The following is a 22,206-nucleotide window of genomic DNA, read 5'->3' on the forward strand; positions in this document are numbered from 1 at the left end:
CATGAGCTCAGAAAGCACTCCCGCCCTGCTGAAGGGCGCGGCGGGCGTGGAGAGCACCGAATCCGGCGGCCCGGCTCCGGCCGGGCCGTCGGCCCGCTCCCCGCGCTCCCGCAGTACGGCCGCCTACGCCCGCTACGTGGCGGGCAAGCTCGCCGGGGCGGCCGTCTCCCTCTTCGCCGTCCTCGTCACCAGCTTCTTCCTCTTCCGGCTGATCCCCGGCGACCCGGTCAAGCAGATGACCGGCGGCCGTCAGGTGTCGACCGAACAGATCGCGGCGATGCGCCGTGAGTTCGGGCTCGACCTCCCTCTGTGGCAGCAGTTCACGCAGTACTGCGGCAAGGCGCTGACCGGCGACTTCGGTACGTCGTACCAGTTCCGCGCCCCGGTCGTCGACAAGATCACCGAGGCGCTGCCCGCCACCCTGCTGCTGACCGGCACCGCCTTCGTCATCTACACGCTGCTCGGCATCTGGCTGGGCGCGCGCTCCGCGTGGCGCAACGGCAGTGCCGGAGACCGGGCCAACACGGCGCTCGCGCTGACGCTGTACTCGGTGCCCTCGTTCTGGCTCGGTCTGCTCCTCATCATCACCCTGTCGGTGGGCATCGGCCCGATCCCCGGGATGTTCCCGACCGGAGGCATGGAGTCCGGCGACACGGAGGGCTTCGACCGGGTGCTGGACATCGCCCACCACCTGGTGCTGCCCGTCGTCACACTGGTCGCCGTGGAGTACGCGCGCACCCTGTTGGTGATGCGTTCCTCGCTGCTGGACGAGATGGGCAGCGACTACCTGACGACGGCCCGCGCCAAGGGGCTGCGCGACGACCTCGTGCGCCGCAGGCACGCCGTGCCGAACGCGATGCTGCCCACCGTCACCCTGCTCTTCGTGAACCTCGGTACGACGGTGGCGGGGGCGATCCTGGTGGAGACGGTGTTCTCCTGGCCGGGTCTCGGCGGTCTCTTCTACCAGGCGCTGAGCGTGCCCGACCTGCCATTGGTGCAGGCGCTGTTCTTCGTGTTCGCCGCCGCGGTGATCCTGATGAACACGCTGGCCGATGTGATCTATCCGCTGCTCGATCCCCGGGTGGGCCGATGACGACGTCGATGGAGAAGCCCTCCGAACCGCAGGAGCCGGACTCCCGCAAGCCCCCCGAGGGCGTACGGGCACAGAGCCCCCGCGCCCTGACCCGGGCCCGGCGGCGGCAGGCGGTGGCCCGCTTCTGGCGGCAGTACCGCACGCACCGCGCCGGCCTCGTCGGGCTCGCCGTGCTCGCGGTGATCGCCCTGCTGGCGCTGACGGCCCCGCTGCTGGTCGGGGCCGACTCGCAGAGCGTGACGAACGCCCCGGGCGGCCCGCTGGAGGAGCCGAGCGGTGCATTCCCGCTCGGGACCGACCAGTTCGGGCGCAGCCTGCTGGCCCTGATGCTGTGGGGCACGCGGGTGTCGCTGACGGTCGGGCTGCTCGCCGCCTTCCTGTCGGTGGCGATCGGCACCCTGATCGGGATCACCGCGGGCCACTTCAAGGGCTGGTACGCCACCGTCATCATGCGGGTGACGGACTGGTTCCTGGTGATGCCGACCCTCGTGCTGGCCATCGCCCTGGCCACGGTCCTCTCCCGGTCGATCTGGACGACGATCCTGGCGATCGGCGTGACGACCTGGCCGACGACCGCCCGGCTGGTCCGCGCCCAGACGCTGTCCGTCGAATCCCGCCCGTACATCGAACGCTCGCGGGCGCTCGGCGGCGGTCACGGGCACATCATGTCGCGGCACGTCCTGCCCAACGTCATGCCGCTGGTGCTGGCGCAGACCACGCTCGTGATCTCCACCGCCATCCTCACCGAGGCGACCCTCGCCTTCCTCGGGCTCAGCGATCCCACGATCGTCTCGTGGGGCGGCCTGCTCCAGGACGCCCGTGAGGCCGGCGCGGTCAGCTCCGGCAACTGGTGGTACCTCGCTCCGCCCGGACTCGCCATCGCCGTCGTCGCCCTCGCCTTCACGCTGTGCGGCCGCACCATCGAGTCCGTGCTCAACCCCAAGCTGGGGGTGTCCCGTTGACCGCGACGACCACGACCACCACGCCGAACCCGGACCCGTCGGGATCGCCCGGCCTGTCGGAGCCGGTCGGCGATCCCCCGCTCCTGGAGGTGCGGAATCTGACCGTCACCTACGGCGGCGGGGCCGACGCCGTCCCCGCCGTACGGGGAGTCGATCTGCGGGTCGAGGCCGGGCAGAAGCTCGGCATCGCCGGGGAGTCCGGCTGTGGGAAGTCCACCCTGGCCCTGGCCCTGCTCCGCCTCCTGCCCGCGACGGCGAAGCTGACGGGCGAGATCCTGCTCGACGGCGAGGACGTCCTCACCATGAAGTGGGGGCGGCTGCGGGCGGTCCGCTGGGCGGGCGCGTCGATCGTCTTCCAGGGCGCGATGCACTCGCTGAACGCCGTGCACCGGATCGGCGACCAGATCGCCGAGCCGATCCTCCTGCACAGCAAGGCCACCCCGGCCGCCGCCCGCAAGCGCGCCGGTGAGCTGCTGGAACAGGTGGGCCTGCCCGCCGCCCGCGCGCAGGCCTATCCGCACGAGCTGTCCGGCGGGCAGCGCCAGCGCGTGATGATCGCGATGGCGCTCGCCTGCGATCCGCGGCTGATCGTGGCGGACGAGCCGACGACCGCGCTGGACGTGATGATCCAGGCGCAGATCCTGCGCCTGATCGAGCAGCTGGTGTCCGACCAGAACGTCGGCCTGATCATGATCAGCCACGACCTCGCGGTGCTCGCCGACACCTGCGACCGGCTCTCGGTGATGTACGCGGGCCGGGTCGTGGAGGAGGGCCCGGCGGCGGAGGTGTACACGGACGCCCGTCACCCGTACGGCAAGGCCCTCTCCGCCGCGTTCCCGAGGATCGGGGACCTGTCCTCGCGGCACGCCCCGCGCGGGCTGCCCGGCGACCCGCCGGACCCGGCCGCGCTGCCGGGCGGCTGCACGTTCCATCCGCGGTGCCCGGTGGCGCTGGACGTCTGCGACACCGAGGACCAGGAGCTGCGGGAGGCCGGGGCGGAGCGCCGGGCGGCCTGCGTCCTGGTGGACGTGGACGGCGCACACCCGCACGGCACAGGGCCCGATGCCAAGGGCGTACGCGCGGACGGCGCACAGCCCGGGGACGACGAAGCAAGGAGCACCTCTTGAGCACCACGCCCTCGCCCCTCGTCAGCACCGCCCCCCTCCTCAGCGCCGAGGAGCTGAAGGTCGCGTTCCCCGGCCGGCGGGGGGCCGCCACCGCCCGGGCCGTCGACGGCGTCGACCTGGACATCCGGCCCGGCGAGATCGTCGCGCTGGTCGGCGAGTCCGGCTGCGGAAAGACGACGCTGGCCCGTTCCCTGCTCGGTCTGGTCCCGCCCACCTCGGGGAGGGTCACCTTCGGGGGCGCCCCGCTCGACTACACGGGCCGGGCGCTGAAGGCGTACCGCAAACGCGTACAACTGGTCCTCCAGGACCCGAGCGGCTCGCTCAACCCCCGGCACACGGTGTACGACGCGGTGGCGGAGGGCCTGCGCATCCACGGGTACGCGGGTGACGAGCGGGCGGCCGTCTCGGATGCCCTCTCCCGGGCCGGTCTGCGCCCCCCGGAGCGGTTCTTCCTGCGCTTCCCGCACGAGCTGTCGGGCGGTCAGCGCCAGCGCGTCGTGATCGCCGGGGCCCTGGTGCTGGAGCCGGAGCTGATCGTGGCCGACGAGCCGGTGGCCTCGCTGGACGCGTCGGTACGGGGCGAGATCCTGGCGCTCCTGCTGCGCCTGCGGGACGAGCTGGGGCTCTCGGCGCTGGTGGTGACCCACGACCTGGGGCTCGCCTGGAACATCGCGGACCGGGTGGCGGTGATGTATCTGGGCCGGATCGTCGAGACGGGCCCGGTCGAACAACTGCTCACGGCCCCTCAGCACCCGTACACCCGGGCCCTGCTGTCCGTCCTCCCGGAGGCCGAGGGCGAACCCGTGGTGCTGGCCGGCGAGCCGCCGGACCCCTCGAAGGTGCCTTCCGGCTGCCGGTTCCACGTCCGCTGCCAGGTCCTGGCCTCGGGCGAGGCGGAGCGGGCGGGAGTGGCGGAGGCCTGCCGCACGGTGGATCTGCCGGTGCTGAACGGGGGCGGGGACGCCCAGGTGGCGTGCCACTGGGCGGCGGCGTGCGGTGGGCCCGTCGAGGCGGCGACGAGCTGAGGCCGGGCGCTCAACGGGTCCGGTAGCGGGCGTAGATCAGCCCGCTCGCGGCGAAGGCGCGCTCCTCGACCAGTTCGAGGTCGAGGCGCACGCCGTCGGGGAAGAACCGCTTGCCGCCCCCGACCACGCTCGTGGTGATGAACAGGTGGTACTCGTCCACCAGACCTGCCGCGATGGCCTGAGCCGCGAGGTTCGGGCCGTCGACGGTGAGGTCGGCGTCCGCCTCGGCCTTCAGGCGGCGTACCGCGTCCGGGTCGAAGGACGGCTCGATGCGGGTCTTCGCGCTGGAGACCGCGTCGAGCGTCGTGGAGTACACGACCTTCTCGGCGGCCTGCCAGTCGCGGGCGTACTGCGCGATGTGCGGCGGCTGGCCGGGCTCGTCGAGCGCCGTCTCCCAGTAGACCATCGTCTCGTACATCCGCCGGCCGTAGAGGTAGGTGCCGACCGGCCGGAAGAGGTCGTTGACAAAGGTGTGGACCTCCGGATCCTCGGCCCCCGTGCCGAGACCGCCCTCCGCCGCCTCGGCGTAGCCGTCGAGCGAGGTGATCATGGAGTAGATGAGCTTGGCCACGGCGTCTCCTTCGGTACGGACGCGCGCCTTCCGGCGGTCCCGCAGATGATGACCGCCGCGCCTCGCGGAATTCATCGGTCGGCATGCGTCGGCACCAGCGCCACCACAGACCGCAAAGAGTTCTTCGCGAAGAATCCTTTGCGAAGAACTCTTTGCGGTCTAGAGTCTGCCGCATGACAGACCACACACCGCACCCTTCCGACGACCCCTCACTGGACGAGGGATCGGTCGTCCTCGACGCCAAGGGGCTGCGCGCCATGGCGCATCCGGTCCGTGTGCAGGTGGTCGGGCTGCTGCGGAAGCACGGCCCGTCCACGGCCACCCGGCTCGCGGAGCGGCTGGGGGTGAACTCCGGAACGGCCAGCTACCACCTGCGCCAACTCGGCGCGGCGGGCTTCGTCGAGGAGGACACGGAGCGCGGCAACGCCCGCGAGCGCTGGTGGCGTTCGGTGCACCGGTCGACCTGGTTCAACGACCCGGAGCTGGCCGAGCGGGAACCGGAGGCCGCCCTCGCCTACCAGCAGTCCGTCGCCTCCATCTACGCCCTGCGCACCCGGCAGACGCTGAACGAACTCCAGACGATGCCCCGCGTCTGGCGGGAGCGGTTCGATCTGAGCGACTGGGTGCTGCGGCTCACTCCCGAGGAAACCGCCGCGCTCTACCAGGAGTTGGGGGACGTGATCGGCCGCTACCGGCGGGACACCCCGGAGAACGCGGCGACCGCCCCGGCGGGTGCGGAGCGCGTCGGCCTCATCACGCACATCCTGCCTGAGCTGAACACGCCCGCCCCGGAAGAGGAGACACCGTGACGCACGAAGGACCCGCCCTATCGGGCAAGCGGTCCTTACGGCCGCTGGCCGGGGTACTGGCGGCCATCGCCGCTTCCGTCACCGGCACCCGGATCTCCCTGATCGCCCTGCCCTGGTTCGTCCTCGTCAGCACGGGCAGCGCCACCCGGACCGGGCTGGTCGCCTTCTGCGAGATGGCGCCGTACGTCCTGGTCAAGGCGTTGTCCGGCCCACTGGTGGACCGCACGGGCCCCCGGACCGTCTCCTGGACCACGGACCTGGTGAGCGCGGCCGCCGCCGCGTCGATCCCTCTCCTGCACACCCTGGACCTGCTCTCCTTCCCCGTCCTGCTGGGCCTGGTCGCCCTGATCGGGGCCGCGCGCGGTCCGGGCGACCTGGCAAAAGAGGTCATGGTCCCGGAGGCCGCCGAGCGCGCCGGAACACCTCTGGAGCGGGCCATGGGCCTGTCCGGAGTGATCGAACGGCTCGCCTCCACCATCGGCCCGGCGGCGGGCGGTGCTCTGGTGGCGCTGCTCGGGCCCATGACCGGTCTGGTCGTCAACGCGGGCTGCTTCGTCCTCGGTTCGGTGATCGTCGCGGTCGCGCTGCCGCGCGGCATGGGGCGTCCGGCCGTGGACCCGTCAGCATCCGCCGACGCCCAGGAACCGGGCTACTGGCGACGGTTCGGCGAGGGCTTCACCTTCCTGCGGGGCGAGCCGTTGCTCCTCGCCGTGATCGTCGTGGTCGGGATCACCAACCTGCTGGACGCCGCGCTGACCACCCTCATGGTCCCTGTGTGGGCCGAGGAGTCAGGGAACGGCCCGGCGGCGATCGGCCTGGTCAGCACGGCTTTGGGGGCCGCAGCGGTCGGCGGGAGCCTCATCGCCGCGATGGCCGCCCACCGGCTGCCCCGCAGGGCGGTGTTCCTCCTCGGGTTCCTGCTGGCCGGGGCCCCGAGGTTCCTGGTCCTCGCGGTGGACGCCCCCCTGGCCGTGGTGCTGGCCGTCTTCGCCGTCAGCGGGTTCGGGGCCGGGTTCATCAACCCCGTCCTGGGCGCTGTGTTCGTCGAGCGCGTGCCGCGCCGGATGCTGGGCCGGGTCAACGCCCTCGGGGACTCGCTGGCCTGGTCCGGCATCCCGCTCGGCGGGCTGCTCGCCGGGGCGGCGGTGACGGCCGCCGGGCTGACTCCGGTGCTGCTCGTCTGCGGGGCGGCCTATTTCCTCACCACCACCCTGGCCGGGCTGCGGCCGGAGTGGCGGGGCATGGACCGCTCCCGCGAGAACGGCGCACAACGGGAGAACGCGGCTCGGGACGGTGCGCAGACGGTGCCCTGATCACCGCGGGCCGGCGGGCCCGCCGGGGTGGTGGATCGCCCCCGTCAGCTCCCCCAGCGGCCGTCCCGTCCCGCCCCAGCGGTGCTGGATGACCTCGGCGGCGATGGAGACCGCCGTCTCCTCCGGCGTACGGGCTCCGAGGTCGAGGCCCACGGGTGAGGCGAGGCGGGCGAGGGCCGCCTCGTCCGCCCCGGCCTCGCGCAGCCGGGCGAGCCGGTCGTGGTGGGTGCGGCGGCTGCCCATGACTCCGATGTACGCGGCGGGCGTGCGCAGGGCCGCGAGGAGCAGGGGGACGTCGAACTTCGGGTCGTGGGTGAGGACGCAGATCACCGTGCGGGCGTCGACCTCGGTGGACGCCAGGTAGGTGTGCGGCCAGGCGCGGACCACCTCGTCGGCCGTGGGGAAGCGTTCCCGGGTGGCGAAGGCGGGGCGGGCGTCGCAGACGGTGACCCGGTAGCCGAGGAACGAGCCGATGCGGGCGGTGGCGGCCGCGTGGTCGATCGCGCCGAAGACGAGCATGCGCGGCGGCGGGGCGTACGTCCGGATGAAGACGGCCACCTCCTGCATCCGGCGCTGACCGTGCGCCCCGTACCACTGGATCGTGGTGTGGCCCTGGGCCAGCAGGCCGCGGGCGTCGTCGGTGACGGCGGCGTCGAGCCCCTCGGAGCCGAGCGTGCCGGTGGTGGGCCCGGCGTCGGAGGGGCGGACCACCAGGCGGGCCCCGGTCTCCGCCGCGCCGGACAGGACGGTCGCCTCGGCCACCGGACGGTCGTCGGCGATCACGTCCAGGAGAGCGGCGAGATCCGCCAGTTCGGCTGCGGAGACGTAGGGGCGCACCAGCACCTCGATGGTGCCGCCGCACGTCAGCCCGACGCCGAACGCCTCGTCGTCGCTGATCCCGTACGCCACCACGCGCGGCCCCGCACCGGCGAGGACCTCGCGGGCGACCTCGTACAGATCGCCCTCGACGCAGCCCCCGGAGACGCTGCCCACCACCGTGCCCGCCGCGTCGACGGCCATGACGGCGCCGGGGTCGCGGGGCGCGCTGCCGTGCACGGCGACGACGGTCGCCAGGGCGAGGGGGACGCCGTCGGCGCACCGGGAGCGGAGGTCGGGCAGGATGTCGCGCACCCTGTCAGCATCCGTCGTCCGGGGGCGGGACGCATTCCCCCGGCGTACGTCAGTGGGTGCGGTCGTACGCGGCGGTCAGCTCGCTGGAGCGCTTCACATCGGCGGCCATGGCGACCAGGAGGTCGTCGATCGAGTCGAACTTCAGCATGCCGCGGACGTACGCGAGGAAGTCGACGGCCACGTGCAGCCCGTAGAGGTCGAGGTCGACGCGGTCGATGGCGTACGCCTCCACCGTCCGCTCGGTGCCGTCGAACTGCGGGTTCGTGCCGACCGAGATCGCGGCGGGCATCGACTCGCCGTCCACCTCCAGCCAGCCGGCGTACACGCCGTCGGCGGGGATCGCGGTGTGCGGCAGGGTCTCGACGTTGGCCGTCGGGAAGCCCAGCTCGCGGCCGCGCTGCGCGCCGCGCACGACGATGCCCTCGACCCGGTGCGGGCGGCCGAGGATCTCGGCGGCTCCGGCGACGTCGCCCTCGGCGATCAGGCGGCGGGTGAGCGTGGAGGAGAACGGCTGTCCGCCGCCCGCCTCTCCGGTGACGTACAGGTCGATGACCTCGACGGTGTAGTCGTAGGTGGCGCCCAGCTCGGTCAGCAGCGCGACGTTCCCCGCGGCCTTGTGGCCGAAGCGGAAGTTGGGGCCCTCGATGACGGCCTTGGCGTGGAGGCGGTCGACGAGGACCTTCGCGATGAAGTCGGCGGGCGACAGCTTCGAGAATTCGGCGGTGAACGGCAGGATCAGCAGGGCGTCCACGCCCAGCTCCGCCATCAGCTCCGCGCGGCGGTGGTGCGGGGCGAGCAGCGGCGGGTGGCTGCCGGGGCGGACGACCTCGCTGGGGTGCGGGTCGAAGGTGACGACGACCGACGGGACGCCCAGCTCACGGGCGCGCTCGACGGCCCGGCCGATGATCAGCTGGTGGCCGCGGTGCACGCCGTCGTAGGAGCCGATGGTGACGACGCTGCGTCCCCAGTCCTGGGGGATGTCCTCCAAGCCACGCCAGCGCTGCACTGTGACCGCTCCTCGCCCGAACCTGTGTACGTGTGTATGTCGATTACGCAGGTCTAAGACTGCCATGCTCACGTCCCGCCGCCTGCATCGGCATCGGCATGGACGGACGTGATGTCTCCAACGCCTCCACCGTGCGCCGCGCGCTCGGGCCCACGACCGCCGCCCACTCCTCGGGGGCGTCGCCCAGCCAGCGGGTGACGAGGGCGGCGAAGCCGGGCACCTCTCGGGCGCACTCGACGAGGCCCCGGTCGAAGCGCGCGGCGCCTTCGGGGGTGCGGACCAGCAGCATGCCGGTGCGGTGGACGAGGGCTCGGGTACGGATCTCGGGGCGCCGCTCGGAGCCCAGAGCGGCGGCCCGGAGCAGGGCTTCCAGCACGTCCGGGTTCCGGCCGGTGGTCTGCTCGAACTCCAGCAGCACCTCCAGCAGCTCGGCCCGCAGCGGCCGGGAGTCCGCACTGCCGGGCCCGGCGAGGACGGCGGCGAGCGCGGCACGCACCGGGGGCGGTGCGGGGCGGTCCCTCAGCAGCCCGGTGACCAGCGGCAGCAGGAGAGCGCGGGCGGCCGGGCCGTGCTCCAGACGGAGGTCGACGTACTCGGCGGCGTGGGTGCCGTCGTCGGGGTGGGCGTCGATGTACTCCCGTACGAGCCCGGCGACGTGCAGCGCGAGCGCGGGCGTGTCGAGGCCGGCCAGGGCCCGCAGCACCGCTCCCCCGCCGTCGCCGGGGCGGGCGAGACGGGTGCGGAGGGCGGCGAGGACCGGCTCCTGGTGGGACGGGAACACCTCGGCGAGCAGCTCGACGGGGAGCCGGGGGTCCCCGGCGGCGAACGCCCGCAGCGCGCCCGGGAGGTGACGGCCCCGGGCCTTCGGGTCGCGGACGAGGAGGGTGTGCGCGGCGGCGTGCAGGCCGGCGTCCTCGGGGCGCTCCAGCAGGATCTCGGCGGCGGAGCGCAGCAGGGCCCGGTCGCCCTCGGCGGTGACCCGCTGCTGGAGGAGTCCGGCGTAGCGGGCGGCGGCGGAGCGGCGGGCCGGGCGGTCCTCGTCGCGGGCCCAGCGCTCGACGGCCCGGCAGAGCGCGGTGGGCTCGTCCTCCGCAAGGGCGGCGAGCAGCTCCCCGGCCCGGGTGTGCGGGGTGGCGATCAGCGCGTCGGCGAGGCCGTCGAGGTCCAGCTCGCGGCGGGCGTACAGCAGGGCCTGCGCGGCGGCGGCGACGGTGGGGCGCAGGGGTACGTCCGGGGCGTCGGGGCCCACGAGCAGCGGGCGTTCGTCGGTGAACCAGCGGCACAGCAGCGGCTGGACGGCCGGGGCGTCGAGGGCGAGGCGGCGGGCGACCGCGTCCAGATACCGTTCGTCGCCGTCGGTGCGGGGCAGCCCGTCGGCGGGCACCAGGCGGCGGAGCAGGTCGATCCGGTCCTCCTCGGGCAGCCGGAGCCGCCGCCAGAACCAGGGCCCGAACTCGCCGTACGCCCCGAGGTCCCCGGGTCCTTCGGGGGCTGCGGAGCGGCGGGTGATACGCCCGGCGAGGACCCGCAGGACGCCGAGATACGGGCGGGCGTCGGCCACCCGCAGCAGGCTGCCGTTCAGCAGGTGGGCCGCCCACCAGGCGGCGTCCTCGTCGCGCGGTCCCTCGTCGGTCCAGAGCCGGTCCAGCGCCTCGATGAGGTCGGCCATCCGGTGCGCGAGGGCGGCGGTGCCCTGGCGGCGGCCGAGGAGCACCATCGCCTGGATCACCGGCCCGATGCGGTGCCGGGGCACGGGCAGGGAGCGGGGCTCGCCCTCGGCGCTCGGCGGACGCACCGTCCCACCGCTCCCCCGGTGCCAGCGGTGCACGAGGGAGCGCAGGGCCGCGTCCAGGTCGAGGTGGGCGCCCTGCACCCAGTCGCCGAGCTCCTCGTGGGCGAAGCGGTAGCCCGCCCCGGCGGGGACGAGGAGCCCTTCGGTGAGCACGGCGGAGGCCCAGCCGGTGCGCCAGGGGAAGATCTCTTCGAACGCCGCCCGGTCCAGCTCGCCCTGGCCCGGGCCCAGGCAGCGGCGGGCCGCCTCGTGGACCTGGCCCGCCACCCGGGCGGCCAGCCGGCGCACGGCCGCCCCGCGGGGCTGTTCGTCGGCGGCGGCCGCGATCCGGACGGCGGCGCGCACGCACAGCAGGTCGAGGTGGGCGCCGAAGACGTCCTCGGTGTCGGGGCGGCCCGGCACGCCCGGTGGCAGAGCCGCGCGGACGTCGGCGAGGAGCCGCAGCGTCAGCGGGTGCCGGTCGTGGCCGGGGGCCAGGGCGGTGGGCGGGATGCCGTACGCCTCCTTGGCACTTTCGGCCTGCTCGGGGGTGAGGTCGGACAGCCGCAGGGCGGGCGGCAGCCGACGGGCGGGGCGGTGCGGGCGGTGCAGGGCGTCCGGGGGCCAGAGGGCGCCCGCGGTCTCCCAGTGCTCGGGGCGGCAGGCGACGACGAGCCGGACGGTGTTCTCGCGGAGCCAGCCGAGGGTGGCGCGCGTCCAGTCGGCCAGCCGGTGGGCGAGCAGCGGCGGCATCTCCTCGGGGCCGTCGAGGACCACCAGGAGCGGGTGCCCCGCGTCGGCGGCGAGCTTGGCGACGCGCTCCGGGGTCGCCGTGCTCATGTCGCCGTGGGCGCCCGCAGCCGTGACGATCCGGGCGGAGCGGGTGAGCGTACGGCTCGCGGCGTCCGCGATCGAGACGTCCTCGGCCAGCAGGTCCGCCCCGCGCAGCCAGAGCGTGGGGGCGGGCGCCCCGTCGGCGCGGCGGGCGGCGAGGGCGGCCAGCTCGGTGGTGCGGCCGGTGCCGGGTGCGCCGACGAGGCCGAGGACCAGGCCCGTACCGGCGGCGAAGGCGGCCAGCTCGGCGTGGACGTCCGCGCGCTCGACGGGCGCGGTGCGGGCCTTCGGGCCGTCCGCGGAGGCGACGGAGGTGGCGGTGAGCTGGAGGGCCCCGGCGAGGTTGAGGTGGGGGCCGTAGGCGGGGGCGACGGCGGCGTTGCGGCGGAGCAGGGCGTCCAGGGTGTCGTCCGTGCCCCGGGTGATCGGGAGGGCGAGGCCGGCCGCCTCGTGCGGGGCCGTGAGGGTGGTGGTGAGGATGCCGAGGACCGCACCGGTGGCCGGGTCGGTCACCGGTCCGCCGATGGCCGCGCCGCCGGAGCGCAGGGCGTCGCGCCCGTCGGTGCCGAGGGCCAGCTCCAGGGCGGCGGGGACCGGATGGCCGACGCCGTCCGGCGCGGTGTACGTGGCGGGGGTGGTGCCGAGCACGCGGGCCTCGCGCCGTCCGTGGGCGGCGATGTCGACGTAACCCCCGGGCTCGGCGCGGTCGCGTCCGGCGATGGGGAGCGGTTCGGCGTCGAGGGCGTCGGGTCCGCCGGTGCGCAGGAGGGCGAGGCCGAGGGCGGGGAGCGCGGTGATGTCGTCGGGGGCGACGGAGCAGGTGCGGCCGCCCGTGCCGTGCAGGAGGAGCGGGCCCGGGGAGACGACGGCCTGATGGGCGGTGACGACCGTGCCGCGCTCGTCCGCGACGAATCCCGTCCCTCGCGGCCGGCCGGCCTGATCGCAGATTTTTACCAGCTTCGACCGGTCCCCACTGCCCATGGTCCGACGGTAGGCCGCCGGTGATCGCCCGGAGCGCGCGGACGGGGAAAGCGCCCCCCGCGCCCCCGCTGTTCACTCCGAGCGCCCGTCCAATGGGGTGAATAAGCGTGACCCCCGAGGAGCAGGGATGGTGCCGGGGAGGGAAAGGGGTGGAGCGGGCACCGGTTGGGGGGTGGTGCCCGCTCCACGACATGCGGTCGGCGCGTGGGCGACAGGCAGTCAGCGAGTCTGCCGGACACGCCTCGGGTCAGGCGAAGACGGCGAGGCTCTTGGCCTTGCCCTTCTCCTCCTCGACGAGCACGAGGAACGTGCCGTCGGGCCCGAAGACCGCGACCGGCCCCGGCGGGTAGGCGGGCATGTCCAGCCGTACGCCGTTGAGGAGCAGCTTGGCGCGCTTCTCGTCGACGTCCCAGCGGGGGAAGGCCGCGTTCGCCGCGTCGGCGACCGGCATCACGGTCAGCTCCTCCTGGTGCTGGTCCAGGGTGCGGGCCGCGTCCAGCCCGTACGGGCCGACCCGGGTGCGGCGCAGCGCGGTCAGGTGGCCGCCGACGCCGAGTCCGGCGCCCAGGTCGCGGGCCAGCGCCCGGATGTACGTCCCCGAGGAGCAGACGACGGAGACGACGAGGTCCATGACGGGGGTGCCGTCCTCGGCGACGGCCTCGCGGACGTCGTAGACGCGGAAGGAGGAGACGGTCACCGGGCGGGCCGGGATCTCGAACTCCTCGCCGCCGCGCACCCGCGCGTAGGACCGCTTGCCGTCGATCTTGATGGCGCTGACCTTGGACGGCACCTGCATGATCGCGCCGGTCAGCGCGGCCACCCCGGCGTCGATGCCCTCCCGGGTCACCTCGGAGGCGTCCGTGGACGAGGTGATCTCGCCCTCGGCGTCGTCGGTGACGGTGTCCTGGCCGAGCCGGATCGTGCCGAGATACTCCTTCTCGGTCAGGGCGAGGTGGCCCAGGAGCTTGGTGGCCCGCTGGACGCCGAGCACCAGGACCCCCGTCGCCATCGGGTCCAGCGTGCCGGCGTGGCCGACGCGTCGCGTACGGGCGATGCCGCGCATCTTGGCGACGACGTCGTGCGAAGTGAAGCCGGACGGCTTGTCGACGATGACAAGGCCGTCCGGCGTGGTGGTCTGCTCGGTCATGCGGAGGCGGGGCCCTCGTTCTTGTCGGTCGAGCCGGGGGTGTCCGCCTCGTCGTCCTCGTCCTCGGGCTTGCGGTACGGGTCGGCCTCACCGGCGTACGTCGCTCCGGTGGAGACCTGGCGCACCTCCGCGTCCTTGGCCCGCGCCTTGTCGAGGAGGTCCTCGATGGTGCGGGCGTTGTCCGGGAGGGCGTCCGGCACGAAGGCCAGGGTCGGCGTGAACCGCACCCCGGTCTGCCGGCCCACCTCGGAGCGCAGAACGCCCTTGGCGCTCTCCAGCGCGGCCGCGGAGGCCGCGCGCTCCTCGTCGTCGCCGTAGACCGTGTAGAAGACCGTGGCCTCCCGCAGGTCGCCGGTGACCCGGGCGTCCGTGATCGTCACGAATCCCAGCCGCGGATCCTTGATTCGCCGGTCCAGGGTCTCCGCGACCACGACCTGGATGCGATCGGCCAGCTTGCGGGCCCGCGCGTTGTCGGTCACCGGTCCGTCACTCTTCCTTCTGATTTCGCTCGACTGTCAGTCTTCGTCAGTGTGCAGCCGCCGTCTGACCGACAGCAGCTCCACCTCGGGGCGTCCCGCGACCAGCCGCTCGCAGCGGTCCAGCACGTCCGTGAGGTGTCCGGTGTCACCGGAGACCACGGCAAGGCCGATCTCGGCCCTGCGGTGGAGATTCTGCCCGCCGGTCTCGGCCACACTCACCGCGAACTTGCGCTGGAGTTCGGCGACGATCGGGCGGACGACGGAACGCTTCTCCTTCAACGACCGTACGTCGCCGAGGAGCAGATCGAAGGACAGGGTCCCCACATACATGTGTGTCCGGATGTCCCGCCGGTTCGGGTTCGTGCCCCGCCAGAGCTTGCCGGGGACATCAGAACCGTACCGGAACGGCCGGAGCCGATCGACGGAAATACGACCCGTCGACCGGCCCCGACCGTGGTGGCCGGGTTCCGGGAGCGGACTCCCGGAACCCCGCCGAATCCGCGCGGATCAGCCTCGCGGCTTCTCGCGCATCTCGTACGTCGCGATGACGTCGTCGATCTTGATGTCGTTGAAGTTTCCGAGGTTGATACCGCCCTCGAAGCCTTCGCGGATCTCGGTGACGTCGTCCTTGAAGCGGCGCAGACCGGAGATGTTGAGGTTCTCCGCGATGACCTTGCCATCGCGCAGCAGGCGCGCCTTGGTGTTGCGCTTGACCTCGCCGGAGCGGACCAGCACACCGGCGATGTTGCCCAGCTTGGACGAGCGGAAGATCTCGCGGATCTCCGCCGTGCCGAGCTCGACCTCTTCGTACTCCGGCTTGAGCAGGCCCTTGAGGGCCGCTTCGATCTCTTCGATCGCCTGGTAGATGACCGAGTAGTACCGGACGTCCACGCCTTCGCGCTCGGCCATCTGCTCGGCACGCCCTGCGGCGCGCACGTTGAAGCCGATCACGATGGCGTCGGAACCCGTCGCCAGGTTGATGTCCGACTCGGTGACCGCACCCACACCGCGGTGCAGGATCCGGATGTCGACCTCTTCACCGACGTCGAGCTGGAGCAGCGAGGACTCGAGAGCCTCCACCGAACCGGACGCGTCGCCCTTGATGATGAGGTTGAGCTCCTGGACCAGACCGGCCTTGAGCGCCTCGTCCAGGTTCTCCAGGGAGAACCGGACGCCCTTGCGGGCGAAGTTGGCGTTGCGCTCACGAGCGGCGCGCTTCTCGGCGATCTGACGGGCCGTACGGTCCTCGTCGACCACCAGGAGGTTGTCGCCGGCGCCCGGGACGTTGGTGAGACCGAGCACCAGGACGGGGGTCGAGGGACCCGCTTCCTGGACGTTCTGACCGTTGTCGTCGAGCATGGCGCGGACGCGGCCGTACGCGTCGCCGACGACAACCGTGTCGCCGATGCGCAGCGTTCCGCGCTGGACCAGGACGGTCGAGACGGCACCGCGACCGCGGTCGAGGTGGGACTCGATCGCAATACCCTGCGCGTCCTGGTCGGGGTTGGCCCGCAGGTCGAGCGAGGCGTCAGCGGTGAGGACGACGGCCTCCAGCAGCGCCTCGATGTTGAGGCCCTGCTTGGCGGAGATGTCGACGAACATGGTGTCGCCGCCGTACTCCTCGGCCACCAGACCGAACTCGGTGAGCTGACCGCGCACCTTGGTCGGGTCGGCGCCCTCGACGTCGATCTTGTTGACCGCGACCACGATCGGCACCTCGGCCGCCTTGGCGTGGTTCAGCGCCTCGATCGTCTGGGGCATCACACCGTCGTTGGCCGCCACCACGAGGATCGCGATGTCGGTCGACTTCGCACCACGGGCACGCATGGCGGTGAACGCCTCGTGACCCGGGGTGTCGATGAAGGTGATCTTGCGGTCCTCGCCGTTGACCTCGGAGGAGACCTGGTAGGCACCGATGTGCTGGGTGATGCCACCGGCCTCGCCCGCGACCACGTTGGTCTTGCGGATCGCGTCGAGGAGTCGGGTCTTACCGTGGTCGACGTGACCCATGACGGTCACGACCGGCGGACGGGAGACCAGAGCCTCTTCGCCGCCCTCGTCCTCGCCGAACTCGATGTCGAAGGACTCGAGCAGCTCGCGGTCCTCCTCCTCGGGGCTGACGATCTCCAGGACGTAGTTCATCTCCTCGGCGAGAAGCCGGAGCGTCTCGTCGGAAACGGACTGCGTGGCGGTGACCATCTCGCCGAGGTTCATCATCACGGCGACGAGCGACGCCGGGTTGGCGTTGATCTTCTCCGCGAAGTCGGTGAGCGAGGCGCCGCGCGACAGCCGGACGGCCTGTCCGTTGCCGCGGGGCAGCATGACGCCGCCGACCGACGGGGCCTGCATGGCCTCGTACTCCTGGCGCCTCTGCCGCTTCGACTTACGGCCACGACGCGCCGGACCGCCGGGACGGCCGAACGCACCCTGCGTGCCACCGCGGCCACCGGGACCACCCGGACGGCCACCGAAGCCGGGACGACCGCCGAAGCCGCCGCCGCCACCGGGACGACCGGCACCGCCGCCGCCCCCACCGGGACCGGCCGGACGGCCGGCGAAGCCGCCGCCACCGCCGCCACCGGGACGACCGGCGAAGCCGCCGCCGCCGGGACGACCGCCACCGGCACCGCCGGGACGACCGCCACCACCGGGACCGCGGCCACCGCCGCCGGGACCGGGACGCGGGCCGGCAGCGGGACGCTGCGGCATCATGCCCGGGTTCGGGCGGTTACCGGCGGGACCGCCGCCGGGACGCGGAGCCTGCGGACGGGGCATGCCGCCCGGAGTGGGACGGGCACCGCCCTGACCCTGACCGCCCTGGGGGCGCGGGGCGCCACCGGGGCCGCCCTGCGGACGCGGGGCGCCGGGGCGCTCCGAGCCGCCACCGGGGCGCGGGGCACCGCCGGGACGGGGCGCCGAGGGGCGCGCCATGCCGGTGGAGCCGCCGGAGGTGAAGGGGTTGTTGCCCGGACGGGGACCGGCCGGACGGGCGCCGCCGGGGCGCGGGGCGCCCTGGCCGGCGGGACGCGCGGGGCGGTCGCCGCCACGCTCGCCACCACGGCCGCCGTCACGCTGGCCACCGTCGCGCTGACCGCCGGCCGGAGCCGGACGGGCGGGCGCGGGACGGGGGCCGGGGGTGGCGCCTGCGGGACGCGGGGCCTGCGGGGCGGCCGGACGCTCGGGCGCCGGAGCCGAGAACTCGGCGGCCGGGACCGGGGTCACCGGGGCCGCCTTCGGCGCGGGCTTCGGGCCCGGACGGGGGCCCGCCGACGGCGCGGAGGGCGCTGCCGGGGTGCTGCTGGGGGCCTCGGCGGCGGCCGGCTTGGGGGCCGGGGCGCCGGGCTTCGGGGCAGCGGGACGTGCCGCAGCGGCCGGGGAGGGCGCTGCGGGCTTAGCGGGCGTCGCCTTACGGGGCGCGCCAGGCTTGGCAGCGGACTTGCCGGCGTTGCCGCCGGGCCCCTGCAGTGCGTCGGTCAACTTGCGTACAACCGGCGCCTCGATCGTCGAGGACGCCGAACGGACGAATTCACCGAGTTCTTGGAGCTTGGCCATGACGACCTTGCTCTCGACGCCGAACTCCTTGGCGAGTTCGTATACCCGGACCTTAGCCACTTCGCTCCTTTTAGGTCCGGGTTACCGCCGGACCGTCGCTACTTCATGGGCGTACTCATCGCGTACTCATCGAGTGCTCATCGCAATCTCGACCTACTTCCAACTCGCGAGGTACCTGACCGCACGGGGTCCCGTGCCGTTCACTTTCTTACGGTGTCACCCGTTCGACGAACCGCGTGAGTGCCGCGGTGTCGAACGGCCCCTTGGCCTTGAAGGCCCGGGGGAACGCCCGGCGGCGAACCGCCAGGTCGAGACAGACAGAGGTGGGGTGCACATATGCACCCCGGCCGGGCAGCGTACCGCGTGGATCAGGGGCGCAGGCGCCCTCGTCCACCACGATGCGCAGCAGCTCGCTCTTGGTCACTCGCTCCCGGCATCCCACACAGGTTCGCTCGGGGCAAGCGCGGGCTTGCGTCCGGCCAGACACGGTTAAGTCTACCTCCCCGTACCGACCTCACCCCTTTGGGGCAAAAATCGAACGGATGTTGTCGTGATCTCAGCGGCGTGCGTCCAAGATCTATTCCCTGGAGCGGCTTCGGGTCAACGCCTTTCCGAGCGCTCCCGGGCCCGCTCGGCCCGCTCGCGGTCGGCGTTCTCCCGCTCCTCGTCCGTCTCGGTGTCCGGCCGGATGTCGATCCGCCAGCCGGTGAGGCGGGCGGCGAGGCGGGCGTTCTGCCCCTCCTTACCGATCGCCAGGGACAGCTGGTAGTCCGGCACGGTGACGCGGGCGGAGCGCGCGCCGAGGTCGACGACCTCGACCTTGCTCACCCGGGCGGGCGAGAGCGCGTTGGCGACCATCTCGGCCGGGTCGTCGGACCAGTCCACGATGTCGATCTTCTCGCCGTGCAGCTCGGCCATCACGTTGCGCACCCGGCTGCCCATCGGGCCGATGCAGGCGCCCTTGGGGTTCAGTCCCGCACGGGTGGAGCGAACCGCGATCTTGGTGCGGTGACCGGCCTCGCGGGCGATGGCCTCGATGACCACCGAGCCGTCCGCGATCTCCGGGACCTCCAGCGCGAAGAGCTTCTTCACCAGGTTGGGGTGGGTGCGCGAGAGCGTCACCGACGGGCCGCGGACGCCCTTGGCGACCCGGACGACGTACGTACGCAGACGCAGGCCGTGGGTGTACTCCTCGCCCGGGACCTGCTCCTGCACCGGCAGGATGGCTTCCAGCTTGCCGATGTCGACCAGGACGTTCTTGGGGTCCTTGCCCTGCTGGACGACGCCGGTGACGACATCGCCCTCGTGTCCGGCGTACTCGCCGAAGGTCTTGTCGTCCTCGGCGTCGCGCAGCCGCTGCAGGATGACCTGCTTGGCGGTGGTCGCGGCGATACGGCCGAATCCGGAGGGGGTGTCGTCGAACTCCTTGGGCTCCTGGCCCTCTTCGAGGTCGGCCGGGTCCTCCTTGGCCCACACGGTGACGTGGCCGTTCTCGTCGAGCTTCACGCGCGCGCGGCGGTAGCTGCCGTCGGTGCGGTGGTACGCGATGAGGAGGGCCGACTCGATCGCCCCGACGAGCACGTCGAAGGGGATCTCCTTGTCCTGCGCCAAGCCCTTCAGAAGCTTCACATCGATGTCCACGGCTACGCCTCCTCTTCCTTCTTGTCCTTGCGGTTGAATTCGATCTCCACGCGCGCCTTGGCGATCTCGTCGAAGGCGAGGCGGCGGGCGGTGGGCTTGCGGCCCTTGACGCCGGGCACTTCGAGGTCGAGCCCGTCCTCGTCGACGGCGAGGATGCGGGCGACCAGCTCACCGGAGCCGTCGCCGGTCAGATGGAATCTGGCCAGCCGGCCGGTGGCGCGTACGTAGTGGCGGTGCTCGGTCAGCGGGCGGTCCGCGCCGGGGGAGCTGACTTCGAGGACGTACTCGCCCTCGCCCATCGCGTCGGTCTCGTCCAGCTTCTGGGAGATCGCGCGGCTCAGCTCCGCACAGGCGTCCAGCTCGACGCCCTCGTCGGAGTCCACGATGATCCGCAGCACTCCCCGTCGGCCGGCCCGGGACACCTCGATCTCCTCGAGGTCCAGCTCCTGCGCGCTGACGAGCGGTTCCAGCAGCCCGCGCAGCCTCTCGCTCTGGGTGGTGCTCATCCGGGTGACTCCTCGGCCGCGTGTGCTGTTGTGGGGATCGTCGTGCGTCAGGTCAAAGGGTATCCGGTCGCCAGGGGTGTTGCCGTCCGCCTGCCGCTCGGCCGCGGGTACGCTCGCCTGCGGTGATCACATCAGGACAGATCCTGTCAGGACCGGTCCAGGCCCGAAGGAGAAACGTGCGGCGCACGGGGACGACGCGCAGGGGGGCGCTCACCGCGACGGGAGCTCTCGCCCTGGGTGCGGTGCTGACCGGCTGCGGGGGCGACGACGAAGGCGCCGGGGGGAAGAAGCCCGCGCACTCCGGCGCGCGGGCCACCACCGCGAAGGCCGAGAAGGCGCTGCGCGAGAAGGCGGTGCGCGACGGCGCCCTCCTGCTCGCCCGGTACGACCTGGTGGCCGAGGCTCATCCGGCCACGGCGGCGGGCCTCGTACCGCTGCGGGCGGCCGTGGCCGAGCACGGGAAGGCCTTGGCGCCACCGCGCGCGAAGGGCGAGCCGAAGGGCGACAAGGCTCCTCCGGCGCCCGCCGGTCCGGTGTCGGCCGATCCGAAGGCCGCGGTGCGGGAGCTGGCCGCCGCCGAGCGCCGGCGGGCCGACGCGCACACCGAGGCCCTGCTGACGGCCGGGCCGGAGCTGGCCCGGCTGCTGGCCTCGGTGGCGGCCGCCGCCGCGGCGCACGCGTATCTGCTGACCGAACTGGCCGAGGAGACAGCCGTATGAGCACCCGTTCGATCCGGCGGTCCGATGACGACTCCGACTCCCCCGAGCTGACCGCCCTCCAGGCCGCCCTGGCCGCCGAGCACGCCGCGGTGTACGGGTACGGCGTGCTGGGCGGCCGTCTCGACGGGAAGCAGGGTGCGGAGGCCCGGTCGGCGCACGACGCGCACCGGGCCCGTCGGGACGCGCTGGCGCGCACCGCGCGTGACCTGGGCGGGCGCCCGGTGGCCTCGAACGCGGCGTACGCCCTGCCGTTCGCCGTGCCGGACGGCCCCGCCGCTGTGCGGCTCGCCGCGGTCCTGGAGGACCGGATCGCGGGCGCCTACGCCGATCTCGTACGGGCCACCGAGGGCGCGCGGCGCAAGGACGCGGCGGGCGCGCTGCGGGAGGCCGCGGTGCGGTCGGCCCGCTGGCGGGGCGGCAACGTAGCCTTTCCGGGGCTCGCCGAGCGGGCCGCCGGTGCGGATCCGGCCGCTACGGGCCCGGTGGAGGCCGCGGGCGCGGACGGGACGCGCTGATCCGAAGGATCGGGAAAGGGAACACACGACGTATGGGTTGCGAACCGCCGCAGCGCCTGGTGCGCGCGCTCGGTGAGATGTACGGGGACGCCGCGGCGGCCGACTGGCTGGCCGGGCTCCCCGCGCTGACCGAGCGGGCGCTGGCCGCCGAGGACGGCCTCACCGTGGAGCGGGTGGCCGCCCCCGGCGGGCGCAGTTCCCTGGTGGTCCTGGTGCGGCGGGCCGACGGGACCCCGGCCGCGCTGAAGCTCGCCCCGCCGGTCGCAGGGCCGGGGCTGGAGCGGGCGGCGCTGGAGCACTGGAACGGCTGGGGTGCGGTGAAGCCGCTGGACACCCCGGCACCGGCCGGAACGGAGCTCGACGCGTCCGGGGCGCTGCTGCTGGAGCGCCTGCACCCCGAGGTGTCGCTGCGCTCGCTGCCGGAGGCGAAGGCCCTGCTGGAGGCGGCGGGCACGCTGCGCCGGCTGTGGGTGGAGCCGCCCGCCGGGCACGCCTTCGAGACGGTGGGCACGCGGACCGAACGGCAGAGCGCCGGAATGCGGGCCGCCGCCGAGGCCGACCCGGAGCTGGCACCCCTGGTGGACGCGGCGCTCGCGGCCCGGGCGGAGCTGGTCGAGGGGGAGCCCGAACTCCTTTTGCTGCACGGCAACTTCCGGCAGAGCAAGGTGCTGTCCGGGGAGCGCGCGCCGTGGCTGACGGTGGGCCCCGAGCCGCTGGTGGGCGAGCGCGCCTATGACCTGGCGCGGCTGGTGCGGGACCGGGCGGAGGATCTGATCGCCTCCCCCGGCGGCCCGGCGACGGCAAGGCGGCGGGTCAAGAAGCTGGCGGAGTCGCTGGAGGTGGAGCAGGCGCGGCTGCACGGCTGGACGCTGTTCCGGGCGGTCGAGTCGGGCACCCGTGCGCTGGCCGAGGGGCGGCGTCAGATGGGCGAGGTGAACCTGGAGTTCGCGGGCTGGCTGTAACGGTTCGCCGTACGTACGAGGAGGGCCCCCGCACACGGTGTGCGGGGGCCCTCCTCGTACGC

The 22,206-nt window shown here is 73.5% G+C and carries 20 protein-coding genes; 9 read left to right on the top strand and 11 right to left on the bottom strand.

Features of this window, described 5'->3' with window-relative positions; genetic code table 11:
- Position 1: 1 nt before the first annotated feature.
- Genes IE134_RS27755 through IE134_RS27770 form a run of 4 tightly spaced genes read left to right on the top strand, consistent with a single transcriptional unit; the run spans position 2 to position 4,207 of the window.
- Positions 2-1,093 carry an ABC transporter permease gene (locus IE134_RS27755; protein ID WP_098019724.1) on the top strand — a complete coding sequence of 364 codons (1,092 nt, stop codon included), beginning with the start codon at positions 2-4 and terminating at the stop codon, positions 1,091-1,093.
- The gene (locus tag IE134_RS27760; protein ID WP_189432067.1) at positions 1,090-2,055 is read left to right on the top strand and encodes an ABC transporter permease; all 966 of its coding nucleotides are present in this window, start codon (positions 1,090-1,092) and stop codon (positions 2,053-2,055) included. Before IE134_RS27755 ends, IE134_RS27760 begins: the two co-directional genes overlap by 4 nt.
- Complete coding sequence (locus IE134_RS27765) at positions 2,052-3,182, top strand: ABC transporter ATP-binding protein (protein ID WP_126930666.1); 1,131 nt, start codon at positions 2,052-2,054, stop codon at positions 3,180-3,182. The genes IE134_RS27760 and IE134_RS27765 overlap by 4 nt, the downstream gene beginning before the upstream one ends.
- The gene (locus IE134_RS27770) at positions 3,179-4,207 is read left to right on the top strand and encodes an oligopeptide/dipeptide ABC transporter ATP-binding protein (protein WP_030715801.1); all 1,029 of its coding nucleotides are present in this window, start codon (positions 3,179-3,181) and stop codon (positions 4,205-4,207) included. Before IE134_RS27765 ends, IE134_RS27770 begins: the two co-directional genes overlap by 4 nt.
- A gap of 10 nt (positions 4,208-4,217) precedes the next feature.
- Here the strand turns inward: IE134_RS27770 and IE134_RS27775 are convergent, their stop codons facing one another.
- Entirely contained in the window at positions 4,218-4,778 is a 561-nt protein-coding gene (locus tag IE134_RS27775) for a dihydrofolate reductase family protein (RefSeq protein ID WP_189432069.1), read from the bottom strand.
- A gap of 173 nt (positions 4,779-4,951) precedes the next feature.
- On the opposite strand from IE134_RS27775, the gene IE134_RS27780 reads away from it, so the two are divergent.
- Both IE134_RS27780 and IE134_RS27785 read left to right on the top strand, forming a co-directional pair.
- On the top strand, positions 4,952-5,587 hold the full coding sequence (locus IE134_RS27780; RefSeq protein ID WP_030715795.1) for an ArsR/SmtB family transcription factor: 636 nt from the start codon (positions 4,952-4,954) through the stop codon (positions 5,585-5,587).
- Positions 5,584-6,900, top strand: a complete 1,317-nt coding sequence (locus IE134_RS27785; RefSeq protein ID WP_030715792.1) for an MFS transporter — start codon at positions 5,584-5,586, stop codon at positions 6,898-6,900. Before IE134_RS27780 ends, IE134_RS27785 begins: the two co-directional genes overlap by 4 nt.
- On the opposite strand, the gene IE134_RS27790 is transcribed toward IE134_RS27785, so the two are convergent.
- From IE134_RS27790 to rimP, 10 genes are all read right to left on the bottom strand, one after another.
- Positions 6,901-8,031 carry an XdhC family protein gene (locus IE134_RS27790; RefSeq protein ID WP_030715790.1) on the bottom strand — a complete coding sequence of 377 codons (1,131 nt, stop codon included), beginning with the start codon at positions 8,029-8,031 and terminating at the stop codon, positions 6,901-6,903.
- Between the two features lie 49 nt (positions 8,032-8,080).
- Positions 8,081-9,037, bottom strand: coding sequence for a bifunctional riboflavin kinase/FAD synthetase (locus IE134_RS27795; RefSeq protein ID WP_030715788.1), 957 nt, complete (start codon positions 9,035-9,037; stop codon positions 8,081-8,083).
- Between the two features lie 43 nt (positions 9,038-9,080).
- Complete coding sequence (locus IE134_RS27800; RefSeq protein WP_189432071.1) at positions 9,081-12,623, bottom strand: serine protease; 3,543 nt, start codon at positions 12,621-12,623, stop codon at positions 9,081-9,083.
- Positions 12,624-12,870: 247 nt separating this feature from the next.
- Positions 12,871-13,770 (bottom strand): tRNA pseudouridine(55) synthase TruB, encoded by a 900-nt coding sequence (truB, locus tag IE134_RS27805; protein ID WP_030715783.1) that lies wholly within the window; start codon positions 13,768-13,770, stop codon positions 12,871-12,873.
- On the bottom strand, positions 13,767-14,249 hold the full coding sequence (gene rbfA, locus IE134_RS27810; protein ID WP_010061881.1) for a 30S ribosome-binding factor RbfA: 483 nt from the start codon (positions 14,247-14,249) through the stop codon (positions 13,767-13,769). Before rbfA ends, truB begins: the two co-directional genes overlap by 4 nt.
- A 36-nt stretch (positions 14,250-14,285) precedes the next feature.
- Positions 14,286-14,579: a DUF503 domain-containing protein gene (locus tag IE134_RS27815; RefSeq protein WP_006127969.1), complete on the bottom strand. Its 294-nt coding sequence runs from the start codon at positions 14,577-14,579 to the stop codon at positions 14,286-14,288.
- Positions 14,580-14,756: 177 nt separating this feature from the next.
- A complete protein-coding gene (gene infB, locus IE134_RS27820; RefSeq protein ID WP_078614422.1) occupies positions 14,757-17,861 on the bottom strand; it encodes a translation initiation factor IF-2 in 3,105 nt (1,034 codons plus the stop codon).
- Positions 17,862-18,009: 148 nt separating this feature from the next.
- Entirely contained in the window at positions 18,010-18,288 is a 279-nt protein-coding gene (locus IE134_RS27825) for a YlxR family protein (protein WP_006127967.1), read from the bottom strand.
- Positions 18,289-18,401: 113 nt separating this feature from the next.
- Positions 18,402-19,442, bottom strand: coding sequence for a transcription termination factor NusA (gene nusA / locus IE134_RS27830; protein WP_006127966.1), 1,041 nt, complete (start codon positions 19,440-19,442; stop codon positions 18,402-18,404).
- Between the two features lie 2 nt (positions 19,443-19,444).
- Positions 19,445-19,948 (bottom strand): ribosome maturation factor RimP, encoded by a 504-nt coding sequence (gene rimP, locus IE134_RS27835; RefSeq protein WP_030715777.1) that lies wholly within the window; start codon positions 19,946-19,948, stop codon positions 19,445-19,447.
- A 176-nt stretch (positions 19,949-20,124) separates the two neighbouring features.
- On the opposite strand from rimP, the gene IE134_RS27840 reads away from it, so the two are divergent.
- From IE134_RS27840 to IE134_RS27850, 3 genes are read left to right on the top strand one after another with little or no spacing between them, the layout of a single operon-like run.
- The gene (locus tag IE134_RS27840; protein WP_030715775.1) at positions 20,125-20,667 is read left to right on the top strand and encodes a hypothetical protein; all 543 of its coding nucleotides are present in this window, start codon (positions 20,125-20,127) and stop codon (positions 20,665-20,667) included.
- Positions 20,664-21,182 carry a ferritin-like domain-containing protein gene (locus IE134_RS27845; RefSeq protein WP_030715773.1) on the top strand — a complete coding sequence of 173 codons (519 nt, stop codon included), beginning with the start codon at positions 20,664-20,666 and terminating at the stop codon, positions 21,180-21,182. The genes IE134_RS27840 and IE134_RS27845 overlap by 4 nt, the downstream gene beginning before the upstream one ends.
- A 32-nt stretch (positions 21,183-21,214) precedes the next feature.
- Positions 21,215-22,144, top strand: coding sequence for an aminoglycoside phosphotransferase family protein (locus IE134_RS27850; protein WP_030715771.1), 930 nt, complete (start codon positions 21,215-21,217; stop codon positions 22,142-22,144).
- Positions 22,145-22,206: the final 62 nt, after the last annotated feature.

Origin of the sequence: Streptomyces rubiginosohelvolus (assembly GCF_014649875.1) — a bacterium.
GTDB classification, from domain to species: domain Bacteria; phylum Actinomycetota; class Actinomycetes; order Streptomycetales; family Streptomycetaceae; genus Streptomyces; species Streptomyces rubiginosohelvolus.

What these genes read in the sequence shown, in the direction of transcription:
- IE134_RS27850 (WP_030715771.1), top strand. Translation starts at nt 21,215, where the DNA reads ATGGGTTGCGAACCGCCGCAGCGCCTGGTGCGCGCGCTCGGTGAGATG.
- IE134_RS27755 (WP_098019724.1), top strand. Translation starts at nt 2, where the DNA reads ATGAGCTCAGAAAGCACTCCCGCCCTGCTGAAGGGCGCGGCGGGCGTG.
- rimP (WP_030715777.1), bottom strand. Translation starts at nt 19,948, where the DNA reads ATGAGCACCACCCAGAGCGAGAGGCTGCGCGGGCTGCTGGAACCGCTC.
- IE134_RS27845 (WP_030715773.1), top strand. Translation starts at nt 20,664, where the DNA reads ATGAGCACCCGTTCGATCCGGCGGTCCGATGACGACTCCGACTCCCCC.
- IE134_RS27760 (WP_189432067.1), top strand. Translation starts at nt 1,090, where the DNA reads ATGACGACGTCGATGGAGAAGCCCTCCGAACCGCAGGAGCCGGACTCC.
- IE134_RS27780 (WP_030715795.1), top strand. Translation starts at nt 4,952, where the DNA reads ATGACAGACCACACACCGCACCCTTCCGACGACCCCTCACTGGACGAG.
- IE134_RS27815 (WP_006127969.1), bottom strand. Translation starts at nt 14,579, where the DNA reads ATGTATGTGGGGACCCTGTCCTTCGATCTGCTCCTCGGCGACGTACGG.
- IE134_RS27800 (WP_189432071.1), bottom strand. Translation starts at nt 12,623, where the DNA reads ATGGGCAGTGGGGACCGGTCGAAGCTGGTAAAAATCTGCGATCAGGCC.
- truB (WP_030715783.1), bottom strand. Translation starts at nt 13,770, where the DNA reads ATGACCGAGCAGACCACCACGCCGGACGGCCTTGTCATCGTCGACAAG.